This window comes from Paraburkholderia sp. UCT31 (assembly GCF_014397655.1).
GTDB lineage: Bacteria > Pseudomonadota > Gammaproteobacteria > Burkholderiales > Burkholderiaceae > Paraburkholderia > Paraburkholderia tuberum.
The window spans coordinates 34665-54036 of the sequence record NZ_VZQP01000055.1 but is presented as its reverse complement, the minus strand read 5'-3'; the positions used below and the strand labels follow the sequence as shown (position 1 = coordinate 54036).

At 64.2% G+C, this 19372-nt stretch carries 20 protein-coding genes and 1 pseudogene; 7 read left to right on the top strand and 14 right to left on the bottom strand.

Annotated elements, in window-relative coordinates; genetic code table 11:
- Positions 1 to 1119: pyridoxal phosphate-dependent aminotransferase (locus F6X40_RS33250; protein WP_187630743.1), on the bottom strand; the 1119-nt coding region annotated here is incomplete at its 3' end.
- 194 nt (positions 1120 to 1313) lie between these two features.
- Complete coding sequence (locus tag F6X40_RS33245) at positions 1314 to 2801, bottom strand: RNA polymerase factor sigma-54 (protein WP_184062450.1); 1488 nt, start codon at positions 2799 to 2801, stop codon at positions 1314 to 1316.
- Between the two features lie 509 nt (positions 2802 to 3310).
- Here F6X40_RS33245 and F6X40_RS33240 point away from each other — a divergent pair.
- Positions 3311 to 3649 carry a BON domain-containing protein gene (locus tag F6X40_RS33240; RefSeq protein WP_018425284.1) on the top strand — a complete coding sequence of 113 codons (339 nt, stop codon included), beginning with the start codon at positions 3311 to 3313 and terminating at the stop codon, positions 3647 to 3649.
- A gap of 94 nt (positions 3650 to 3743) precedes the next feature.
- Here the strand turns inward: F6X40_RS33240 and F6X40_RS33235 are convergent, their stop codons facing one another.
- The 6 genes from F6X40_RS33235 to F6X40_RS33210 form a co-directional block, all read right to left on the bottom strand.
- Positions 3744 to 4196 carry a PA2169 family four-helix-bundle protein gene (locus tag F6X40_RS33235; protein WP_184039760.1) on the bottom strand — a complete coding sequence of 151 codons (453 nt, stop codon included), beginning with the start codon at positions 4194 to 4196 and terminating at the stop codon, positions 3744 to 3746.
- Between the two features lie 298 nt (positions 4197 to 4494).
- On the bottom strand, positions 4495 to 5076 hold the full coding sequence (locus tag F6X40_RS33230; RefSeq protein WP_187630742.1) for a hypothetical protein: 582 nt from the start codon (positions 5074 to 5076) through the stop codon (positions 4495 to 4497).
- 97 nt (positions 5077 to 5173) lie between these two features.
- Positions 5174 to 5518 carry a DUF1488 domain-containing protein gene (locus F6X40_RS33225; RefSeq protein ID WP_187630741.1) on the bottom strand — a complete coding sequence of 115 codons (345 nt, stop codon included), beginning with the start codon at positions 5516 to 5518 and terminating at the stop codon, positions 5174 to 5176.
- Positions 5515 to 6087 (bottom strand): DUF4142 domain-containing protein, encoded by a 573-nt coding sequence (locus F6X40_RS33220; protein ID WP_184062459.1) that lies wholly within the window; start codon positions 6085 to 6087, stop codon positions 5515 to 5517. The genes F6X40_RS33225 and F6X40_RS33220 overlap by 4 nt, the downstream gene beginning before the upstream one ends.
- Positions 6088 to 6147: 60 nt before the next feature.
- Positions 6148 to 6699, bottom strand: coding sequence for a type 1 glutamine amidotransferase domain-containing protein (locus tag F6X40_RS33215; protein ID WP_187630740.1), 552 nt, complete (start codon positions 6697 to 6699; stop codon positions 6148 to 6150).
- 198 nt (positions 6700 to 6897) lie between these two features.
- The gene (locus tag F6X40_RS33210; RefSeq protein WP_184062462.1) at positions 6898 to 7242 is read right to left on the bottom strand and encodes a chemotaxis protein; all 345 of its coding nucleotides are present in this window, start codon (positions 7240 to 7242) and stop codon (positions 6898 to 6900) included.
- A gap of 172 nt (positions 7243 to 7414) precedes the next feature.
- Between F6X40_RS33210 and F6X40_RS33205 the strand changes: the two genes are divergently transcribed.
- Positions 7415 to 8722 (top strand): DNA topoisomerase IB, encoded by a 1308-nt coding sequence (locus F6X40_RS33205; protein ID WP_187630739.1) that lies wholly within the window; start codon positions 7415 to 7417, stop codon positions 8720 to 8722.
- A gap of 77 nt (positions 8723 to 8799) precedes the next feature.
- Here the strand turns inward: F6X40_RS33205 and F6X40_RS33200 are convergent, their stop codons facing one another.
- A complete protein-coding gene (locus tag F6X40_RS33200; protein WP_187630738.1) occupies positions 8800 to 9111 on the bottom strand; it encodes a hypothetical protein in 312 nt (103 codons plus the stop codon).
- 270 nt (positions 9112 to 9381) lie between these two features.
- Between F6X40_RS33200 and F6X40_RS33195 the strand changes: the two genes are divergently transcribed.
- A complete protein-coding gene (locus tag F6X40_RS33195; RefSeq protein WP_187630737.1) occupies positions 9382 to 9888 on the top strand; it encodes a PRC-barrel domain-containing protein in 507 nt (168 codons plus the stop codon).
- Between the two features lie 62 nt (positions 9889 to 9950).
- Positions 9951 to 10364 carry a DUF3175 domain-containing protein gene (locus tag F6X40_RS33190; RefSeq protein WP_187630736.1) on the top strand — a complete coding sequence of 138 codons (414 nt, stop codon included), beginning with the start codon at positions 9951 to 9953 and terminating at the stop codon, positions 10362 to 10364.
- A gap of 38 nt (positions 10365 to 10402) precedes the next feature.
- Here F6X40_RS33190 and F6X40_RS33185 read toward each other — a convergent pair whose 3' ends face one another.
- The 3 genes from F6X40_RS33185 to F6X40_RS33175 all read right to left on the bottom strand — a co-directional run bounded on the left by F6X40_RS33185 (position 10403) and on the right by F6X40_RS33175 (position 15490).
- A complete protein-coding gene (locus tag F6X40_RS33185; RefSeq protein WP_187630735.1) occupies positions 10403 to 13165 on the bottom strand; it encodes a LuxR C-terminal-related transcriptional regulator in 2763 nt (920 codons plus the stop codon).
- Between the two features lie 159 nt (positions 13166 to 13324).
- Positions 13325 to 14110 (bottom strand): response regulator transcription factor, encoded by a 786-nt coding sequence (locus F6X40_RS33180; RefSeq protein WP_187630734.1) that lies wholly within the window; start codon positions 14108 to 14110, stop codon positions 13325 to 13327.
- A gap of 276 nt (positions 14111 to 14386) precedes the next feature.
- Positions 14387 to 15490, bottom strand: a complete 1104-nt coding sequence (locus F6X40_RS33175; RefSeq protein ID WP_262421645.1) for a YadA family autotransporter adhesin — start codon at positions 15488 to 15490, stop codon at positions 14387 to 14389.
- Between F6X40_RS33175 and F6X40_RS33170 the strand changes: the two are divergent.
- Positions 15471 to 15728, top strand: a pseudogene (locus tag F6X40_RS33170) (PLP-dependent aminotransferase family protein); the annotation flags it as partial. The gene F6X40_RS33175 and the pseudogene F6X40_RS33170 overlap by 20 nt on opposite strands.
- Before the next feature lie 71 nt (positions 15729 to 15799).
- Positions 15800 to 16372: an FUSC family protein gene (locus F6X40_RS33165; protein ID WP_184062478.1), complete on the top strand. Its 573-nt coding sequence runs from the start codon at positions 15800 to 15802 to the stop codon at positions 16370 to 16372.
- A 25-nt stretch (positions 16373 to 16397) separates the two neighbouring features.
- Here the strand turns inward: F6X40_RS33165 and F6X40_RS33160 are convergent, their stop codons facing one another.
- Positions 16398 to 17378 carry a cupin domain-containing protein gene (locus tag F6X40_RS33160; protein ID WP_187630732.1) on the bottom strand — a complete coding sequence of 327 codons (981 nt, stop codon included), beginning with the start codon at positions 17376 to 17378 and terminating at the stop codon, positions 16398 to 16400.
- Positions 17379 to 17495: 117 nt separating this feature from the next.
- Between F6X40_RS33160 and F6X40_RS33155 the strand changes: the two genes are divergently transcribed.
- Positions 17496 to 17837 (top strand): carboxymuconolactone decarboxylase family protein, encoded by a 342-nt coding sequence (locus tag F6X40_RS33155; protein WP_090809722.1) that lies wholly within the window; start codon positions 17496 to 17498, stop codon positions 17835 to 17837.
- 437 nt (positions 17838 to 18274) lie between these two features.
- Here F6X40_RS33155 and F6X40_RS33150 read toward each other — a convergent pair whose 3' ends face one another.
- Positions 18275 to 19330: an aldo/keto reductase gene (locus F6X40_RS33150; protein ID WP_187630731.1), complete on the bottom strand. Its 1056-nt coding sequence runs from the start codon at positions 19328 to 19330 to the stop codon at positions 18275 to 18277.
- Between the last annotated feature and the right edge of the window lie 42 nt (positions 19331 to 19372).

Sequence of the window (19372 nt, the reverse complement as noted above, 5' to 3'; positions counted from 1 at the left end):
ATCCTCGCCCACCACCAGCCCCAACCTCACGAAGCCGGTCGCCGTCTCCCCGAACGCACTCGCGTCGAGCACGGCCACGCCTTGTGCGCGAAACAGCTGCCATGTGAACCCGGTCGTATCGAGCCCGGTCCCGCTGACGTCGACCATCATGAACATGCCCGCTTCGGGCAACAGGCACCGCAAGCCCGGCACACGATGCAAGCGCTCGAACACGACGTCGCGCCGCCGCCGGTAGATCTCGCGAATATCGGCGACGATCTCCGCCCTGTTCTCCAAAGCCGTCAACGCGGCCTGCTGGATGAAACCCGGCAGGCCGTACAGCATCGCGAGCGCGAGCCGCGCCATGTGCTCGATCAGCGTCGCGGGCCCGATTGTCCAGCCGACACGCCACCCCGCCATCGCATGCGACTTCGACAGGCTGCCGAGCGTGACCGTGCGCTCCGCCATGCCGGACAACGACGCAATGCTCACGTGATCGCGTTCGAACGTGAGTTCCGCATAGACCTCGTCGGACAGCACCCACAGGTCGTGCTTGCACGCGAGCCGCGCGATGCGTTCCAGATCGGCGCGCTGCATCACCACGCCGGTCGGGTTGCACGGCGTCGCGAAGAATATCGCCCTCGTGCGCGGCGTGATCGCCGCTTCGAGCGCGTCGCAGTCGACGTGAAACGCGCGCGCCGGATCGACCGGCACCGCGACGAGCGTCGCACCCGCCGCGCGCACGCAGGCCTCGTAGGTCAGGTACATCGGCTCGGGAACGATCACTTCGTCGCCCGCTTCGAGCAGGCACAGCGACACCGCGAACACGCCGTTTTGCGCGCCGGCGGTCAGCACCACGTTGGCGGCGCTCACGTCGCAGCCCGTCGTGCGCGCGTGCTCGGCGGCAATCGCGGCGCGCAGCGGCTCGCGACCGGCCATCGCCGTATAGTGCGTGTCGCCGGCCCGCAACGCATCGATGGCGCGCTCGACGATCGGCGCGGGCGTCGAGAACTCGGGATCGCCGACGCTCAGCACGATCACGTCTTCGCCCCTGGCAGCCGCCTGCTGCGCGACCCGATGAATTTCCCACGCCGACGTGCGCCGCCCTTGCAGTCGCTCGACCAGATTCGAATACTTCATTGCGCTCACCCGTTGTTGTGCGATCCGTTCCGCCGATCTCTTTCCAATTGACCCGCCAATGTAAAGGCACACCGGCGAAACGTCCAGATACGAAAAAGGGTCATGCGAGTGGATAACCTCGCATGACCCTGTGCGCAATGTACTGCTGTTTGAATGACTGTTGTGCTTCAAACCCCCGTTAAAACTTCGGCGCGTCAAAGCTGCCGGCGCAGTTCAGCCGGCGGTACCTTCATCAGATGCCGGTATTTCGCCACCGTGCGTCGCGCGACCAGCACGCCCTGATCCGCGAGCATCTTCGCGAGCGTCACGTCCGACAGTGGATCGCGTGTATTTTCCGCGGCGATCATCTCCTTGAGCAGCGCGCGCACCGCGGCGGCCGAGCAGGTTCCGCCGCTTTCGGTGCCGAGCTCGCGCGGGAAGAAATGCTTGAACTCGAAGATGCCGCGCGGCGTCGCCATATATTTGTTGCCCGTCGCGCGCGAGATCGTGGATTCGTGCAGGCCCAGCTCGTCAGCCACGTCACGCAGCACCATCGGCTTCAGCGCGATCTCGCCGTACAGGAAGAACGCCTTCTGATGCGCGACGATGCATTCGGCAACCCGCTGGATCGTATCGAAGCGCTGTTGCGCGTTGCGGATCAGCCAGCGCGCCTCCTGCAGCTGCTGCGCGAGCGGCGAACGGCTCGCGCCGGCCGACTGCGCGAACAGCTGCGCATACATGCGATGGATTCGCGCCCGCGGCTGCACCGCCGGATTGATCGACACGACCCACTTGTTGCGCACCTGACGCACGATCACGTCGGGCACGACATAGTTGTCCTCGGTGCGGCCGTAGCAATTGCCGGGCTTCGGATCGAGCTTGCGCACCAACGCGCAAGCCACACGCAATTCCTCCGCGCTGCAGCCGATCTGTTTTTGCAACTCGGCCTGCTCGCGGCGCGCGAGCCTTTCCAGATGATGCTCGGCGATCTGCCGCGCGACGTCACGTCCCGGCGTATTGGCGGGTAGCGCATTGATCTGCAGCGCGAGGCATTCCGATAGCGAACGCGCGCCGAGCCCCGGACGATCGAGCGCCTGCACGAGGCGCAACGCCACCAGCAGTTCTTCCTCGGTTAGCGTGGGTTCCAGATCGACGCTATCGGCCAGGTCGGCCAGCGATTGCCGCAGATAGCCGTCGTCGTCGAGCGCCTCGATGATGAAACGGGCCACCGCGCGATCGCGGTCGTCTAGCCGGTACAGGCGCAACGCGTCGTGCAACTGCTCGCGCAGCGTGGGTTGCGAGCGAGCCCAATCGCCCGGGTCGCTGCCGTCCGCGTCGCCGTTCTGGCGCGTCGAGTTGCGCGAACCGTAGTCGCCGGAAAAATCGGCGGGCATGTCGTCCTGGCCCGCGCTTTCGAGCGTATCGCTACCGGCGCTTTCCGCCGGCAGTCCGTCCGGCTCGGCGGCGGCAAGCGTATCGACGGCGGGCGGCGCGTTGGCGTCTTCACCTTCGCCTGGCGTCGTGCCGGCGAGCGCGACGTCTTCCGCTTCGGATGAGTCGTATTCGAGGAACGGATTGGTATCGAGCGCCGTGCGCAATTCCTGCTGGAACTCGAGAGCCGACAATTGCAAGAGCCGCACCGACTGCTGAAGACGAGGCGTCAGTGCGAGAGACTGCCTTGTACGTAGTTCGATTGAAGGCATTGGAGTGATCCCGTTCGTTAGTAGCCTCAGACTCAACGAGCCGAGTTCACTGACCAACGCAACGTCCGTACCAGTTCGCGCAAGACGCTGTTTTGATTGCGCTTTGTTTATTCAGGAGGATGAATTGCCCTGATCGGGCGCGCCGGTTTTTACAAACGGCAGGCAATTTCCGGTCCCTTTCTTCTCCTCTCCGGCGGCCTCGCGCATGGCCGCACTGCAACCGTATTCGTCAGTCGAAACTCCCCGGTGCATGCGGCTTTCGCGAGCGGCACGGATTGGCTCGCAGCCGGCAGGCACGATGGTTGCGGAGCAACGGTGTGTGGACGGACGCAGCCCTTCGCAAACGCCTCGATCGAGCGCGGATGCGAGTACAGCGTCCGGTGTCGAGAAACGGGCCCCTGACGGTACCGTAGCGGCGACGACCCCACGTGTCTCATCAGCGGCTTCGGCCGCGATCGGCCACCGGCCAACAAGACCGCCATTTTCATTACCACCTGATGGAGAGAACCATGAAGACGATCCAGCTTCTGAAGACCGCAGGCAGCATCGCCGTCGTCGCGTTCGCGCTGAACGCGAACGCCCAGACCAGCGCTTCGGCCCCGCCCGCGGCGTCGGAAAGCGTCGGCCAGCATATCGACGATGGCACCATCACGACCAAGGTCAAGGCTGATCTGCTTGCCGCGAAGAACGTCAAATCGACGCATATCCACGTGAAGACCCGCAAGGGCGTCGTGTGGCTCACGGGTTCGGTGCCTTCGGCCGACGACAAGTCCGCCGCCGAAGATGTCGTGCAAAGCGTGAAGGGCGTGACCAGTGTGAAGAACCATCTGAAGGTCGCGGCTGACTGATATCCGCGCGATCGGGTCGCACCGATTCGACTGAACAGAACGTAACAGAGCCGGCTGGCAGAGCCGGCTCTTCCTTATTGCACTGACGCGTCGATCAGCGCTTCATCGCCGCATACTGGTCGCGCAGATCGCGCACGCGGTCGTGCGTTTGCAGCACGCCCTGGTACTGCCGCTCGACGATTGCCCGCACGTCCGCCGGCAAATCCTTCTCCAGCGCGTCGTGATAGCGTTTCTTCGCGACGTCCTCGCCTTTTTCGCACTCGGCAAGAATCGCATGGTCGCTGCGATTCGCTACCGCCGATTTCACGTCGACCCAGCCGCGATGCAGCGCACCGCTCATGCTGCCGCCGGTTTCGGGCTTGCCGCCCAGAGTCTGAACGGCATCCTGCAACTCACGCGCGCCGCGCGAGCAGTCCTCGGCACTCGAACGGAACAGCATCTTCAGCTGGTCGTCGTGCGCATCCTCGGCTGCCTTCATAAAGCCCTTTTCGCCATCCTTCGACGTTTCGACCAGATCATTCAATACGGAAACAACGTTGGTAGCCATTCAATACCTCCAAGGGTTTCGTTCATCGCGGAATCCGCCGCGCGGGCCTTTTTATGTGCCTCGCGATGAAGCGGTTCGACGCGCGGCGGGCTGCATTCGATAGCACGCATCACGCGTGCCCGGCACCTCGCGCGAGCCGATGCGTAGCGAAAGGCAGCTCGAACGATCGCAGCCGCCGCGCGATGCGCGGCAACCGCGGGTGTCGCGCGACGTGGAAACAGCGCGGAAAACGGAAAACGGAAAACGGCCCGATGATCGTCATCGGGCCGTTTTTTGTTGGTCTGCCGAGTCGCTCATATCACGCGCGCTTCTCCGCGAATTCCTTGATCGGCTCGGGCGTCTTCAGCGGATCGAAATCGGCCCAGCGTCCCTGCTGCCAGCGGCCGGTCGCCTTCTCGATCGACACGCCGCCCGCCTCACGCAGCACGCGCGCGGCGTCCAGCTGATTGTCGGGCGACACGTGCACGGCGACGAGCACGCCCGAATCGCGCGCCTCCTCGTGATACGGCACGCGATGGTCCGATTTGCCGCGCTCCCTGGTGCGCGACATCGCGCCGACCAGCGAGCCGACATACGCGCCGACGCCGGCCGCGATCAGCGACACCAGCAGCGGCGCGGAAAACACCGCGAAGATCGCCACGCCAATCACCGCGCCAATCACCGCGCCGATCGTCACGCCCATGCCCGCACCTTTAGGCGCTTCTCGCGCGCCGGGGTCGGTATCGGTGTCGCCGCCGATCGGGAAACGCGCATGCTGGCCGCGCGGATTGACGAAAAACAGCGTGACGTCCTCTTCCACGAAACCCGCATCGAACAGTTTTTGCGCCGCGCTTTCCGCAGCGGGAAAAGTCGTGAAGCGTGCTGCGACGATGAGTGACATACGGCCTCCTTATCGTTAATTGCCGCTCGCGGACCATCCTGTCGCCGGTGGCGCGAGTCGGAAGCAGCGCGCCCAGTCAATGCGACACGCAGCGGCGCTACGCCGCGGCGCCGCGATCCGGTTCCATGCCTTCCACTCTGAACAGTCCGCTATGCAACACTACGCTTTCTCCGTCGTTCTGGTCGAGCGCTTCCGCGCAGACCGAGCGGATGCGCTGACGGCCTCTGTCGAAAGCGGCCATCAACGCCGCTTCAAGCGCGGACTCCGCGCCGAAATGATCTTCCAGAGCCTCGGCAGTGATCGCGCAAACCACGGGCTCGCCATCGACGCGCGCACGAAAGCGCACGGTCAGATTGGCGCCGTCGAAGGCCGCTTCGTCATCGGGGAAAGTGATCTGCATCAGAGAGTCCTCATAAGCAGGCCGTGGCAGGATCGCGTTCATGACGAGCCCTTCAATTTGCCGGCCAGTTGCTCCGCCATCTCGAGGTGATGCTTGATGGTCGGCAGCGCTTGCGCGGCCGCGGCCTTCAGTTGCGAGTCGGTGCCGCTCTCGCTTTGCTGCTGGAACAGGTCGACCGCGCGCTGATGCGCTTCCACGCCGACCTGCTCGACATAGGCCTGATCGAACTCGGTGCCCTTCAACGTCTGCAGTTTGCCGACCAGCGCGGAATCCGCGGACGGCGTCGGCTTGAAGCCCTTCTTCGCGACCAGCCCGGCCATTGCGTGCGACAGCTTCGTGTGGTCGGCGATCATCTGTTGAGCGAACTTCCTGACATGCGGATCGTTGGAGTTCTTCAGCGCGACCTTGCCAGCGGCGATTTCAGTGGCGTCCGACTTCGACGCTTCGAGCACGAACTGCTGATCCGCGGGTGACAGCGTCGTGCCGCCGGTCGGCGCTGCGCTCGCGGGCGCATCGCTCGCCTGCGCGCGGGCCGTGTCGATCGATGCCGCGCTCACGCCCAACACGGCCAGCGCGGCAGTCAACACTTGTAGGGAATACCGGAATTTCATGCATTTTCTCCCTGTCGAATCACCGATGCGCAGGCTCCGAAGCCAACCGGCCGCCCGCTATCAAGCCGCCTTGCGCTTCGTCAGTTGCGCGATCAGCGCCTTGTTGAACGCGGGAAGGTCGTCGGGTTTGCGGCTCGAAATAAGATTGCCGTCCTCGACCACTTCCTGATCGACCCACGTGCCGCCCGCGTTGCGAATATCGTCCTGCAGGCTAGGCCAGCTCGTCACCGTGCGCCCCTTGATGATCCCCGCCGATACCGGCAGCCACGCGCCGTGACAGATCACCGCGATCGGCTTCTTCGCGTTGTCGACCGCTTTGACGAACGCCTGCGCCTGCGGCAGCAGTCGCAGCGCGTCGCCGTTCACGACGCCGCCCGGCAACACCAGCGCGTCGTAGTCGTCGGGACTGGCCTTGTCGAAGGTCGCATCGACGTCGACGGAATCGCCCTTGTCGATGTGTTTGAAGCCCTGGATCTTGCCCGGCTTCGCCGAGATCACATGGACCGTCGCGCCCGCCTCGGTGAGCGCGCGTTTCGGCTCCATGAGTTCTGCCTGCTCGAAACCATCTACGGCGAGTACCGCTACCTTGTAGCCATTCAGTGCATCAGTCATGCGTGCTCTCCTTCGTGCGGCGCCGCGCTCATGCACTTGCCCGTGATGCATGTGCATAGGTCTGCGCCTTCGCTAAGCGTGGTTCAGCAAAAAACGTGCCTGCTTGAGGCAGTGTTCAGCGGGCTGACAGTTGGCGGTGCACCGACGCTGCGGTTGCACCGTTCAGCTCGAGCCGCCGCGCGTGCAAAAGCACCGTGGTCAGACGTCGTTTTCGTCTTCGTCGGAGCGTTCCGCGCCCGGCGGCACTTGCGGATCGACGACGTGGTCGGTGTCGATATCGCGGTCCATCTCCAACGTCGAATCGCCATCGGCCGACGCGCGCTCGCCCGTACCTGAGCGATCGGTATCGCTGCCGAGTGCGGCGTCGCCGGCTTCGAGCGCGTGATTGTCGAGCTCCGTATCGACGTCGAAATCGTGACGCTTTGCGCCCGCCACGTCGCTGCCGCTATCGGACGAGTCGCTGGGACCCAGCGCGCCCGTCGTGCCGGACGTTTGCTTGACGGTCTGCTGCGGCTCTTCATCGGGGTTGAGTGTGCTGCTCATGAAAGCTCCCTTTCCGGTTGGTCACGTCGACCTTTCCGCAAGGACCGTTCCGCCTCAGCGCGCTGGGTCACCTGTCGATGGCATCCCCCTTGCTTCCCGCCGATCACACGGCACACATCGCACCTACCCGGCGAACCGGTTCGAACCGGGTTTGAAACTTCTACCTGCAACAATGGCTACCGCGACTCATTCCACGACCGCATCACGCAGCCCGACCACCGCGAACGGCAACACCGCACCCCAACCGATGCCGCCGGGACTGCGCCACGCCGACGACACGAGGCCCGGCTACACACGCAAGCGCGACCGGAACGGCTTCATCTATTTCGACGTCGACGGCAAGCGCATCGTCGATGAGGACGAGATTCAACGCATCAATTCGCTCGCGATTCCACCCGCGTACGAAAACGTGTGGATCTGCCCCGATCCGCGCGGTCATCTGCAGGCGACCGGCCGCGACGCGCGCGGCCGCAAGCAGTACCGCTATCACCCCCGCTGGCGCGAAACGCGCGACGCCGACAAGTACGAACGGATGGCCGAGTTCGGCCGCGCATTGCCCAAAATCCGCGCGTGCGTGGCGCGTGATCTGAAGCTGCCCGGCATGCCGCTCGACAAGGTCGTCGCGGCCATCGTGCAGTTGCTCGACACGACGCTGATCCGCATCGGCAGCGCAGAATACGCGCGCGATAACCACTCGTACGGATTGACGACGCTGCGCAAGAAGCATGTGAAGATCAGGGCCGGTCAATTGCGCTTCCAGTTTCGCGGCAAGAGCGGCATCGAGCACGACGTGACAGTGGACAATCCGAACATCAAGCGCATCGTGCGACGTTGCGCGGAGCTGCCCGGTCACGACCTGTTCCAGTATCTCGACGAAGACGGCACGCGCCACAGCGTCGGCTCGACGGATATCAACGACTACCTGCGCCGCGTAAGCGGCGCGGACTTCACCGCCAAGGACTACCGCACGTGGGCCGGCAGCGTGTACGCGCTGGCGGCATTGCGCCGCTTGATGTGCAGCAGCGCGGCCGAAGCGCGTCGTCATATCGTCGCGACCGTGAAAGAAGTGGCGACGCTGCTACGCAATACGCCCGCCGTCTGCCGGCGCTGCTATATCCACCCGGCGATCATCGGCGCGTTCGAGGCGGACGAGTTGCAGAGCCTCGCGCCAGGCCAATCGCGCAGCGGACTCAAGGTAGATGAAGTGGCCTTTGCGGTGCTGCTCGCGCAGGCGGAAAAGCGTGCGGCGAAACTCGCGCGCGCATCCGGTGGCAAAGGACGCAAGACGCGGGAGTCGTCGGTCGACGACAGTATCAACGGTTCGTTGACGAGTCTGCTAAAAAAGTCGCGCGTGGTGCGCAAGAATGCCTCCGCCGCGAAAGACAAAAGCGCCGCGGCACATTTGCGAGCCACGGCACGCGTTCGTACGCGGCGCGCTGCGCGGCAAATGGCATCCGAACCGAAACCAAGGGCCCAGTGACGGGCTCAGCGCTGAATCGACGCCGGCGCGTTACGACGAACGCACAGGTGCATGGCCGCGCCCGCATCGATCCAGCGTTACTGTCCCTTCGTATCGCTGCTGGCATTGGCGCCGGGCGTGTTCGTCGTATCGGTCATCGGCTTGTTTGCGTTCGACTTCTTGTGATGATGTTTCATCGACGAAGTCGATCCCATGGTGCTGCCCGTGACATTCGACGCGGGCTCGTTGCCCGCCGTCGGCGCCGCGGTCGCCGCGCCATGCGCGTTGCCGCCGCCGGTGCCGCTATTGCCGTTACCGCCGCCCGCCTGCGCGAACGCGGCGCCCGACGCGACGGCGCCAGACGCGACCACACATGCCGCGAACAGCCATGCCTTCGGATACTTGCTCATCTGGGTTCTCCCTGAAGTAAAAGGACGGGTGCGATCCTTCGGTTCCCTGCTGCCATCACTGAGAGTCGAGCAAGGCCTATGCCGCGCTTCGCTGATCAGCGCTAGCGTCGGCACGGACGAAATAATTGCAAACGCGCTTGCATCCTTTACGTACGCGGTGCCTCGTCGCGCGGATGCGCCGCGCGCCACGGCGTAACGGCGCCGCATGGCTAGATGGAACGGCCGTTGCTAAATGCCTCGGTACATTCACCCCTTCAAAAGGAGCCCATCATGGTGATGCAGACCCAGACACAAGGTGCGAACATCGTCGGTAAAGGCGCCGCGACCGCGGAAGGCCCAGGTCCGGATGTAATGGCCGCGGCTACGCTCGACGGCAACAAGGTTATCAGCAGCGACGGCGAGCACATCGGCAAGATCAAGGACATCATGCTAGACGTGCGTTCGGGCCGCGTCGCGTATGCGGTGCTGTCGAGCGGAGGTTTTCTCGGCATCGGCGACAAGCTGCTCGCGATTCCGTGGAGTGCGCTGACACTCGATACGCAGGAAAAATGCTTCGTGCTGAACATGGTGGCCGAGCGCGTAAAGAACGCACCGGGATTTGATAAGGATCACTGGCCATCGATGGCGGATCAGACGTGGGCCACCACCGTGCATCAGTACTACGGCAGCGAACCGTACTGGGGCGGCGACGTCTATACGAGGCGCGACGACCTCGGCGCCGATGACATTCCCACGGGTTCGTCGGATGCGCCCGAGGCCGGTGGCGTGAAGCTCTGATCGCCAAATCGACCATTTTCGACGCGTGGCGAGTCCGACATTCCGCTTCAGGAGACCACACAATGGCGACCCGAAAGACCAGCAGCAAATCGAAATGCCCTGTGTCTCGTGGCAAGTCGGGACGGCCACCGCGTCAGCGCCACGCGCGGGCGCATGCCGCGCATCGCGCCAAAACCTCGAAGTCGAACGGCGCGTCCGGCGCGAAGAGATGGTCGCATCACGTAATGGAAACGAGCGACGCGATGGACATCCGGAAGGATATTTTCAAAACCGGCAGCGCGGAGTCCATCGCGCAATCGTTGAAGCACTCGTCGACGGTGAGCCGTCGACGCAAGGGCACGCCGTTTCAATCGGCGATGTCGATGCTCAATTTCTACACCAATCGAGCGGGCCGAAACCTGCCGAAGGAGCGGCGCGATACGTTGCAGCGGGCCAAGCGCAAGCTGCGCGAAGCGTTTGGACGAGAGCCGCGGTGAGGTGACCGGATGACGGCGCCATCACGCGGCACGGCGCTTCAGTCGGCTCCAGGCTGAATGCCGAAGACACTCTGCACGGCCTCGTACCGCGAATTGACGTTCAGTTTTTCGAACACGTTCTTCATGTGCCATTTGACCGTCTCGGGTGCCAGATTCAATGATCGTCCGATTTCCTTGTTGGACAGCCCGCGAGCGACGTAGCCCAGTATTTCGAGTTCTCGCGCGCTCAGTGTGCCCGGCGTTATCTTCGTGTCGGCATAGCTCGACGAAGAAGATGGCGTGTTATCCGCCTCGTCGAAAGCCGACAGCACCGTGCCGATAGACGTGGCGTGCCCGGTCGCGATTTCCGATGGCGTGCGGCGAAAGCGTTCCAGTAACGCACGCATCGGCGGCCCCTCGTCCACGAAGCTATTGATCATCCCCATCGCGCCGCCGATCCGCAGCGCGTTTCCCAGCGCGGCGAACGCCTGTTCCGAAGCACCGTTCTGCTCATGCGCGAGAGAAAGCAGCAGCGAAACGACGGCCTCGGCATAGCGCCAGCCCAGTGCAACCAGATTGTCGAGTGAGCGCGAGAGAAAACCAACGGCGTCGCCGGCGGCATTTTCAGCGAGCAGAACGCGGGCTTGCAGCACGCAGTAGCTTGCCCACGTTTCCATCGCCGAGCCCCGTCGCCCTTCGCACATCATCGGTACACTCGCGCTCAGTTCGTCGGTGACCTGTCGCGCCTCGACCACCCTTCCGTCGGCAAGCAGCTGTCTGACGGTTTCCGCATCGCACGCGAGCTTCAGACGCAACCATCGACGGGTTATCGCGAGCTGTCGACCGTCCTCGAGAACGGCGAGCGCCGGCCCTTTTTTGCCATCCCGCCACAGCAGGCGCGACGCGGTGAGCATATAGCGCATCAATGCGGCGAGCGGCGAAGTCTCCAGCGCGATGGTCATGCGACCGTCGATCAACTTCCGCGCCTTGGACAGCTCGTTGCACTCGTAGTAAATCGACGCAAGGCAACCGGCTACCGCGGCCGCGCCCGCCGACCACTCTCCTAGCTTGTCTTCGGAGTACCGCATCGCGACCTCCATCACCCGCCTCGCATCGGGAAGTTCGCCGTGTATCAGCGCGGCGATGCCGTACACCGCGTCGCGCAACATATCCGCGCTGTTCGGTTTCCGGCTGAGTCCCACCTGATCGACCCGCGCTCTCCATACGCGGGAGATGTAGGCGAACTGCCCTCTATACATCAAGCCGAAAATCTCCGCGCTTTGCCCGTAATGGCGTACCCACGGTTCCGCAGGCGCCGTCGATGCCTCAACGGCACGCCCGAGTTCCAGCGCATGTTCGCTGTCGTCGTTCACGCAAGCGATCATCGCGTGGATCGCGTTGATCTCCGCCCATGCGACCTCGTCGGCTACCGACCGATCATCACGGGCCATTCGTTCGAACTCGTCGGCAATCTCGCCGATCTCCTTCGACGCGCGCGCGGTCTCAAGCGACATCGCGAGAGCCCAGGCTTTCGCCAGACGCAAGCGCAGTCGACCCGCGATCACGTCCGGCGGCAGTTTGCGAATCCAGCCCGGCAGCCTGAACGGGTCGCCGCGTTGGAGCATCTCCATCGCACAGTTTTCGGCCCACTGCGCCGCCTGCCCGATGTCGCCCGCGGCCAGCGCATGTCGCACGGCTTCGCGCCACAGGCGAGCCCGCGCGAACCACAGGCTGGCCCGGCGATGCAGCAACGGAACCTGTCCTGGCGTCTGACGCATGAGACGGCGGCGAAGCGCATCGCTCAGCAATGCGTGATAGCGATACCAGTTCTGCGTCTCATCGAGCGGCCGGATGAACACGTTATGCCGCTCGAGCCAGTCCAGCTTTTCTCCGCTTTCCTCACCGCCCATGACATCGTCGCACAGCGTCGCCGTAAGCCGCTCGAGAATCGACGTGTAAAGCAAAAACGTCAGCATGGGCGGCGGCAAATGCGCAAACACCGTATCGTTCAGGTAGCGATCGATGCCGAAGCGGGAACCGGCGAGATGACTGGCGAGCGCGGCCACGTCATCGATCCGGTTCAGTCCGAGCGAAGCCAGTTGCAAACCGGCCACCCAGCCTTCCGTCGCGCTGTTCAACAACTCGACGCTGTTGCGGTTGAGCAGCGCGTTACCGGTGTGGTCGAAAAACGCCTGAGCATCGTCGAGCGAAAAGCGCAGATCGTCGACATTCACACGCGAAAGTTTGTCGGGCGAGCGCAGCCCGCTCAGCGACAGCGCCGGTTCGCCGCGCGCGCCGAGCAGCACGTGCAGGTTGTCGGGCGCGTAGCGCAGCAGGCGCGACACGATCGCGAGAACGGGTTTCGCGCTCAGACGGTCGACGTCGTCGAGCACCAGGAAAACACCGCGGCCGTATGCGGCGATGCCATTGAGCAGCACTGAAATGACCGTTCTGACCGGCGTGTGTGCATCGTTATCGAGAAGTTGCTGTGCCTGCCACGCGATCTCCTTCGACGCGCGACAAAGCGCCGTCACCAGATAGGCCCCGAGTTGCTGCGGATCGTCGTCTTCTTCATCGAGACTGAGCCACGCAACGGGACGCTTCTTTCTCGTTTGCGCGTCGCTCCACGCGGCAAGCAAGGTCGTTTTGCCGAAACCCGCGGGCGCGCTCACGAGCGTAATGTGACGCGGACGTCGTTCATCGAGTCGCCGGAGCAATCCCGGCCGTTGCACGCAACCCGCGGGAAGACGCGGCGGCATCATCTTGGTCTGGATCAGCGACACGATCCATTCACGCTCGAAACTATCAGCGGTTGTATTCATGAGGTGTCCTCTCACCGGCTATCCGTGAGAGGCATGGAGGGTCGTTGTGAATTTGCTTTCAAGATACGCCGAACCGTATGACGACTCAATGAGGATCCGCGCAACGAGGCGCGACCAGCGCAATCCGCTTCAGGTCGCTCATGGTCTCGTGTCGGATCGCTAGCGGAGATCGTTTTGCGCGCCCTGCTCGGACCTGTCCTTCTCCGCGACAGCGTCTTCCGGCTCGGCGCTCGCCGGCGCTTGCGCTTCCGCGCTGCCAGCAGCGACCTCGTCGAGCCGGTAGCCGTGCGTATAGACGGTCGTCAATCGCACGCCGTTGTCCGGATGCAGGGTCAGCTTGCGTCGCAGCCGGTAGATATGCGTGTCGATCGTGCGCGACGTACTATCCAGCTCGCGGCCCCACGCAAGCTTCGCCAGAAGCCGCTTGGAAACGACCCGTCCGAGGTTCGCGAAGAAATAGGCCGCCACGTCGAATTCCTTTTCCGTCAACAAGATCGATTCGCCGTGCAGAAAAACACTGCGCTGCGTGACGTCGAAGACATACGGCCCAACCGCGATTGCACTTTCCACCTTGATGCTGCGTCGTGTGCGACGCAACAGCGCGCCTACCCGTGCCCCCAGCTCTTTGGCCCGGAACGGCTTGACGACGTAGTCATCCGCGCCGGCGTCCAGCGCCTGCACGATGTCGACTTCCAGAAGCCGGCTGGTCACGAACAGCACCGCGGGTTCGCGGCCCAGGTGACGGCGTATCCAGTACAGCACCTCGAAGCCGCTCATGCCCGGCAATTCCCAGTCGAGCACCACGAGATCGACCTCGTTGGCCTGAAGAAAACTGATTGCGTCCTTGCCCCGCTCGACCTTGTTTATTCGATGCCCGGATTGCCCGATTTCCCTTTCGACCGAATCAGCTTGCGCGGGATTGTCTTCCACCAGCAGGATATTCATCTATCACCTTTTTTCTTTCGCCCTGGCGACTTGAAGACCGGCCCGCTCGACAGATGCGGCGAAAGACATTTGCATCTGGAATTTCACTCACACGAGCAACCAGTTCAAACAGGACGAAAAAGCCAACATAGAAAATCGCAGACGGCACCAGGTCGGCGTGAGCGGCCAGCGGCGCCGGCCCCGTATGCATTGTGAATTTCGAGAAGAACGATAGAGCCAGTCGCCTTTCAAATCGCCCCCCTTTGGGAGGGGGGGATGGTGTTTTCGAAGGGGGGGTCATATTGCACGATCCCCCCCCTTATCAGTGATTCGATCTGGCGCGCGAGCATCCGGCCGCGCGTCGGCGGCGGTAATGGATCGGGATCGTCGCGGACATACAGCCGGTTTCCCCGTCGCGCTCGTACCGACGCCGCCCTTGACCTTCAGGTTGGCGGTCACCCGCGCGGAAAAGCCGATTGCAACGGCCGTGTAGCCCTTGTAGTTGCCCGAGCCGATTCCAACCGAGAGGGTCTTGCCGGGGTCGACGTCCGGGATCATCGTCAACGCGGTCGCGCCGGCGATGCCTGAATAGGCCTGGCGCGCCACCGCGTTCACCCCCTGCTGAACCGAGTCCAACTGCTGCATGTTGACCGCGTCGGTCGGACTGACGCCCGGCGCGACGTTCGAGATCGTCCGTTCGTGACCGAGCGAGCCGATCGACACCGAGTTCGCGTCGCTGGCGGCGGAGCCCGCACCGAGCGCGACCGAGTTGGGCGCGGCCGCAACCGCATTCGCGCCGAGCGCCGACGAACCCGCGCCGCTCGCCTGTGCGCCCGACCCCAGCGCAACGCTGGCGCCGACACCGCCGAGCGTCACGCTTGCATGGGACGCGTTGTCGTACAGCACCGCGTCGTTGTCGATCGAGGTCACCGCCTGCAACTGGCTCACGTTGACCGCATCGGTCGGCGCTGTGCCCGCGGCGACGCCGGTCAGTTGGCTCGCGCCCGCGGTGCCCACGAAGTCGACGACGTTGCCGCCCGTGTTCGCGCCGACCGTTACCGTGCCATTGCCCGGCGCGCCGCCGACCTGCTGCACGAGGCCGACGGTGCCGTTGGCGATGCCTGTCGACAGTGCCGTCACACTGCTCGACGCCGTGGTGAGGCCGGTGGACAACGACGCGAGATTGCTGTTGGTGGTGTTGAGCCCGGTCGACAGTGACGCTACGCCGCTTTCTGCGGCGCTGATCGCCGTTGAAGTCGAGGTCGACAGCTGGCTCAGGTTGCTGTTGGTCGTGCTCAGTCCGGTCGATAGCAACGTAACGCAGCTTTGTGCGGTGCTGAAGCCGGTCGCGGTCGAGGTCGACAGCGAGGTCAACTGACCGGAGAGCGACCCCGCATGCATGTTCGTGTGGTTGCGCGTGCCGCCGCCGTGGCGCTCGGACGACTTCGCGGCAAACGCGCTCGCGCGCGGGGTCAACACGATGCCCGCTTCCGCGTTCGCGGTCGATCGCTCGACGGTCGAGCACGGCGTGCGCATCAACCTCGCTTGCGCCGAGTCGCGCGAGCAGTTGACGCGTGGCCTGCAGATTCTCGCGCACACGCTACGCGACCGGCCGCGCGCGCTGTTCGGCAAGATCTAGCTCGCGGTGAAAGCGTGAAGCGGAGCCGCTAGAATACGGGACCTCCTGCCCCGCCGAGCCGCCTTCATCCGATGACTCCGTCCGACGATTCAAGCCCTTCCTCACGCACGCACGCCGCCGATGCGCTGTTCGCTTTCCTGAAGACGCTGCCGCTCGGCGACCGCTTGATCGAGGGCGGCTTCATGGCCGTGCAGGCCGTGGCGGGCGCGAGCCTCGCGTTCGGCATCGGTCGCACGCTGCACACCGAGCAGGCGTTCTGGGCCGCGATCACCGCGATCGCGGTGAGCCAGCATAGTTATATCGACACCCGCAAGCTGTCGCGCGACCAGTTCATCGGTGCGATGGTCGGCGGTATTTGCGGGCTGATCGGCACGCTCGCGGGCGGCGGCCATTTTGCCGCGTACGCGGCGACCGTGGCGGTCGCGATCCTGATCTGCTGGGTCGTCAACGTCGGCAGCGCAGCGCGCCTCGGCGGCATCACCGCGACGATCATGCTGCTGGCGCCAGGCATCGGCCCGGCGTGGGACAAGGCCTTTCTGCGGCTTGCCGAAGTGACGCTCGGCACGGTCTGCGCGCTCGTGGTCGCGCGACTGATGGCGTCGTTCGAAAGGCGCGCGTTCAGCAAGGGCGGACCGCCCAGATAGAATCGCCCACGCGTTGAGTCTTTAGTCAGTCATCCAGAGCATCGTCCGTTGGTGTGCGGCGCCGGTAACGTCCCGGCGTCACACCGACGCTTTGCGCGAACGCCTTGCCGAACGCCGCCTCCGATTGATAGCCGACCGCCTCGCCGATGTCCGCCGCGCTGCGTTGTGTGCGCAACAGCAGATCGCTGGCGATCGCCATGCGGATCTGCGTCAGAAAATCCATCACGGTCACGCCCGCGCGCGCGTTGAAGTGGCGCGCGTAGGTCGCGCGCGACATCGCCGCGCGCTCGCCGAGTTCAGAGATCGTCCATGCGCGTTCGGGCGCGTCGAGCATGGCCTGCACCGATGCGCCGAGGCGTGCGTCCGTCAGCAACGCGAGCATCCCGGTGCCGTTCGCATTGCGCTCGCCGTGCACGCGCAGTGCCATCGCGAACAGCGCGTGGCTCAAGGCCGTCACGATCGCGAGCGCGCCAGGCTGACGCCGCTCCGCTTCGCCGCGCATCAGAGTGATCATCGTCTGCAACGCATCGAGCGTTTGCGCATCCCCGAGCGATACGTGCAGCGGATCGGGCAGCACATTGAGCAGCAACGCCGATGAACCGGGTGCATAGACGAAGCGGCCACACAGCAGATCGACGCCGTCATGAATCGCGGTGTCGTTGGGCGCGTGCGCGGCCGTGGCAGTGGTTTCGTGGCCATCGTTGCGCCGCACCGGCAGCATGCCGTCATGCCCGAGCGTCAACGGCAGGCCACCCGCCGAGCGCTTTACGTCGCGCATGCGATGCGCGGCGCCACGCGGAAACAGCATGAAATCGCCGGCCTGCAATTCGAGCGGCTCGCCGGCGGCGGTCTCGATCACACAGCTGCCGTCGAGCACCAGATGAAAGGGCGCAACGCCCGCCTCCAGCGGCGCGTGATCGATGTCGAATGCGCCTGATAGCAGGCAGCGAAGATCGAGACTCGCTTGCGGCCGGGCAAGGTCGATCAGGCGACTGAGCGTGTCCATGAGACGAGCGCGCTAAAAGTTGAGTCGAATGAGTATTCAGGATATCGCGGCGCGGCGCAATACTTTGTCGCGCGACGCCGGCGACCGCCGGCGCGCAACGGACCAAGGAGCACTGCCATGTTGAACTGGATCGATTACCGCAAGGAACTGTTCGGCCGTATCGGCGAAATGTCGAAGCTCGCGCCCGAAAGCGTGAAGGCGTATCAGGCGATGTCGAGCGCCGGTCAGAAGACCGACCTGCTCGGCGCGAAAATGCGCGAGCTGATTGCGCTCGCGGTAGCGGTCAGCCTGCGCTGTGACGGCTGTATCACGGTCCATACGGCCGAGGCGCTGAAGCACGGCGCGACCCGCGAGGAAATCGCCGAAGCGCTCGGCGTCGCGATGGCGATCAACGCGGGCGCGACGCTGGTGTACTCGGCGCGCACGCTGGACGCGGTCGCCGCGCATACGCAGGGGTAAGCGAGACTGATGATTAGACGCAGCGATTGCCAAGTCATCGTCCGTCCTTACGTGCCGCATCGACCGATCATGTCCGGCGATGCGGCGCGCGGCCCTTGTTGAAGCGATCGATCAAACGCGTACCAGCCTGATGACCGTTCCTCAGAACTGAATCGTTGTGCGCAAACCGGGAACTGCTTCGTTCTTGATGCGCTGGGACGTTACGCGGAAATCTTCTCGTACAACGACAAGACGGAGACTTTCAGTCTCGCGGACGTCGAGACCTGAGCGAGTGCCGAAACGAAATGGCCGCGGAGAACCTGAGAGCGGTGGATCGTCTTCACGAGTTGGCGTTTTTTCCGGTCGACCGCCTCAGGCCCGCGCGCGCGAGCATGAAACTCGCGCGGCCCATCGATGAAGATTCGGGCTTCCAGGGCGAACGCGAGTACGCCGTCGCGTTATCGCTGCACGACGTGCCGAACCTCGGCCAGCTGCTGCCGGCGTTGCTCGCCCTGCCGCTCCAGCATCCAGCCGGGGTACTCCGCCGGCAGCGCGCTGACTTCGGCCAGCTTCGCGAGCTCATCGGCGGATAGCGCGACGTTGGTCGCCGCGATGTTGTCGTCGAGCTGCTCGATTTTCTTCGCGCCGACGATGACCGTGCTGACGACACGCTGATGCAGCAGCCACGCCAGCGCGATCTGCGCGACCGAGACGTTTTTCGCTGCAGCGATTTCGCGCATCACGTCGATGCAGTCATACGCGCGCTCGCGATCGACCGGCGGAAAATCGAAGTTCGTGCGACGGCTGCCCGCTTCGGCCTGCTGCTCGCGTCCGTATTTGCCGCTCAGCAAACCGCCCGCGAGCGGACTCCACACCATCAGGCCGAGGCCTTCGCTTTGCAGCATCGGCACGAGTTCGCGTTCGAGATCCCGGCCCGCGAGCGTGTAATACGCCTGCAGCGTTTCGAAGCGCGCGGTGCCGAGCCGCTCGGCGATGCCGAGCGCCTTCGCGATCTGCCACGCGGCCCAGTTCGACACGCCGACGTAGCGCACGTGGCCGTGCTGCACGAGCGTATCGAGCGCGCGCACGGTTTCTTCGATCGGCGTGGCCGGATCGAAACCGTGGATCTGATACAGGTCGACGTGATCGAGTTGCAGACGCTTCAGGCTCGCCTTGATGCCGTCGAGGACGTGATAGCGCGACGCGCCGCGCGCGTTTGCGAACTCGCCGGTCTGGCCGAACACCTTGGTCGCGATCACGACCTTGTCGCGCGGTACTTGCAGATTCTTCAGCGCCTGGCCGGTGATCTGCTCGGACAGGCCGCCCGCGTAAACGTCGGCGGTGTCGATGAAATTGATGCCCGCGTCGAGCGCCCGGCCGACCAGCCGCTCCGCGTCGTTCTGCTGCAGATCGCCGATCTGCCGCCAGATGCCTTCGCCACCGCCGAAGGTCATCGTGCCCAAACACAACTCTGAAACAAACACACCGGTACGGCCCAACTGGTTATATCGCATCGTCGACGCTCCATCGTGGGTGCAGGAAGAGTCGTCAAGCGT

Coding starts and splice junctions, on each gene's coding strand:
- F6X40_RS33245 (WP_184062450.1), bottom strand. CDS start 2,801: ATGCCTTCAATCGAACTACGTACAAGGCAGTCTCTCGCACTGACGCCT.
- F6X40_RS33220 (WP_184062459.1), bottom strand. CDS start 6,087: ATGAAATTCCGGTATTCCCTACAAGTGTTGACTGCCGCGCTGGCCGTG.
- F6X40_RS33210 (WP_184062462.1), bottom strand. CDS start 7,242: ATGAGCAGCACACTCAACCCCGATGAAGAGCCGCAGCAGACCGTCAAG.
- F6X40_RS33155 (WP_090809722.1), top strand. CDS start 17,496: ATGTTGAACTGGATCGATTACCGCAAGGAACTGTTCGGCCGTATCGGC.
- F6X40_RS33150 (WP_187630731.1), bottom strand. CDS start 19,330: ATGCGATATAACCAGTTGGGCCGTACCGGTGTGTTTGTTTCAGAGTTG.
- F6X40_RS33175 (WP_262421645.1), bottom strand. CDS start 15,490: ATGCATGCGGGGTCGCTCTCCGGTCAGTTGACCTCGCTGTCGACCTCG.
- F6X40_RS33190 (WP_187630736.1), top strand. CDS start 9,951: ATGGCGACCCGAAAGACCAGCAGCAAATCGAAATGCCCTGTGTCTCGT.
- F6X40_RS33240 (WP_018425284.1), top strand. CDS start 3,311: ATGAAGACGATCCAGCTTCTGAAGACCGCAGGCAGCATCGCCGTCGTC.
- F6X40_RS33235 (WP_184039760.1), bottom strand. CDS start 4,196: ATGGCTACCAACGTTGTTTCCGTATTGAATGATCTGGTCGAAACGTCG.
- F6X40_RS33160 (WP_187630732.1), bottom strand. CDS start 17,378: ATGGACACGCTCAGTCGCCTGATCGACCTTGCCCGGCCGCAAGCGAGT.
- F6X40_RS33225 (WP_187630741.1), bottom strand. CDS start 5,518: ATGAACGCGATCCTGCCACGGCCTGCTTATGAGGACTCTCTGATGCAG.
- F6X40_RS33185 (WP_187630735.1), bottom strand. CDS start 13,165: ATGAATACAACCGCTGATAGTTTCGAGCGTGAATGGATCGTGTCGCTG.
- F6X40_RS33165 (WP_184062478.1), top strand. CDS start 15,800: ATGACTCCGTCCGACGATTCAAGCCCTTCCTCACGCACGCACGCCGCC.
- F6X40_RS33180 (WP_187630734.1), bottom strand. CDS start 14,110: ATGAATATCCTGCTGGTGGAAGACAATCCCGCGCAAGCTGATTCGGTC.
- F6X40_RS33200 (WP_187630738.1), bottom strand. CDS start 9,111: ATGAGCAAGTATCCGAAGGCATGGCTGTTCGCGGCATGTGTGGTCGCG.
- F6X40_RS33215 (WP_187630740.1), bottom strand. CDS start 6,699: ATGACTGATGCACTGAATGGCTACAAGGTAGCGGTACTCGCCGTAGAT.
- F6X40_RS33230 (WP_187630742.1), bottom strand. CDS start 5,076: ATGTCACTCATCGTCGCAGCACGCTTCACGACTTTTCCCGCTGCGGAA.
- F6X40_RS33195 (WP_187630737.1), top strand. CDS start 9,382: ATGGTGATGCAGACCCAGACACAAGGTGCGAACATCGTCGGTAAAGGC.
- F6X40_RS33205 (WP_187630739.1), top strand. CDS start 7,415: ATGGCTACCGCGACTCATTCCACGACCGCATCACGCAGCCCGACCACC.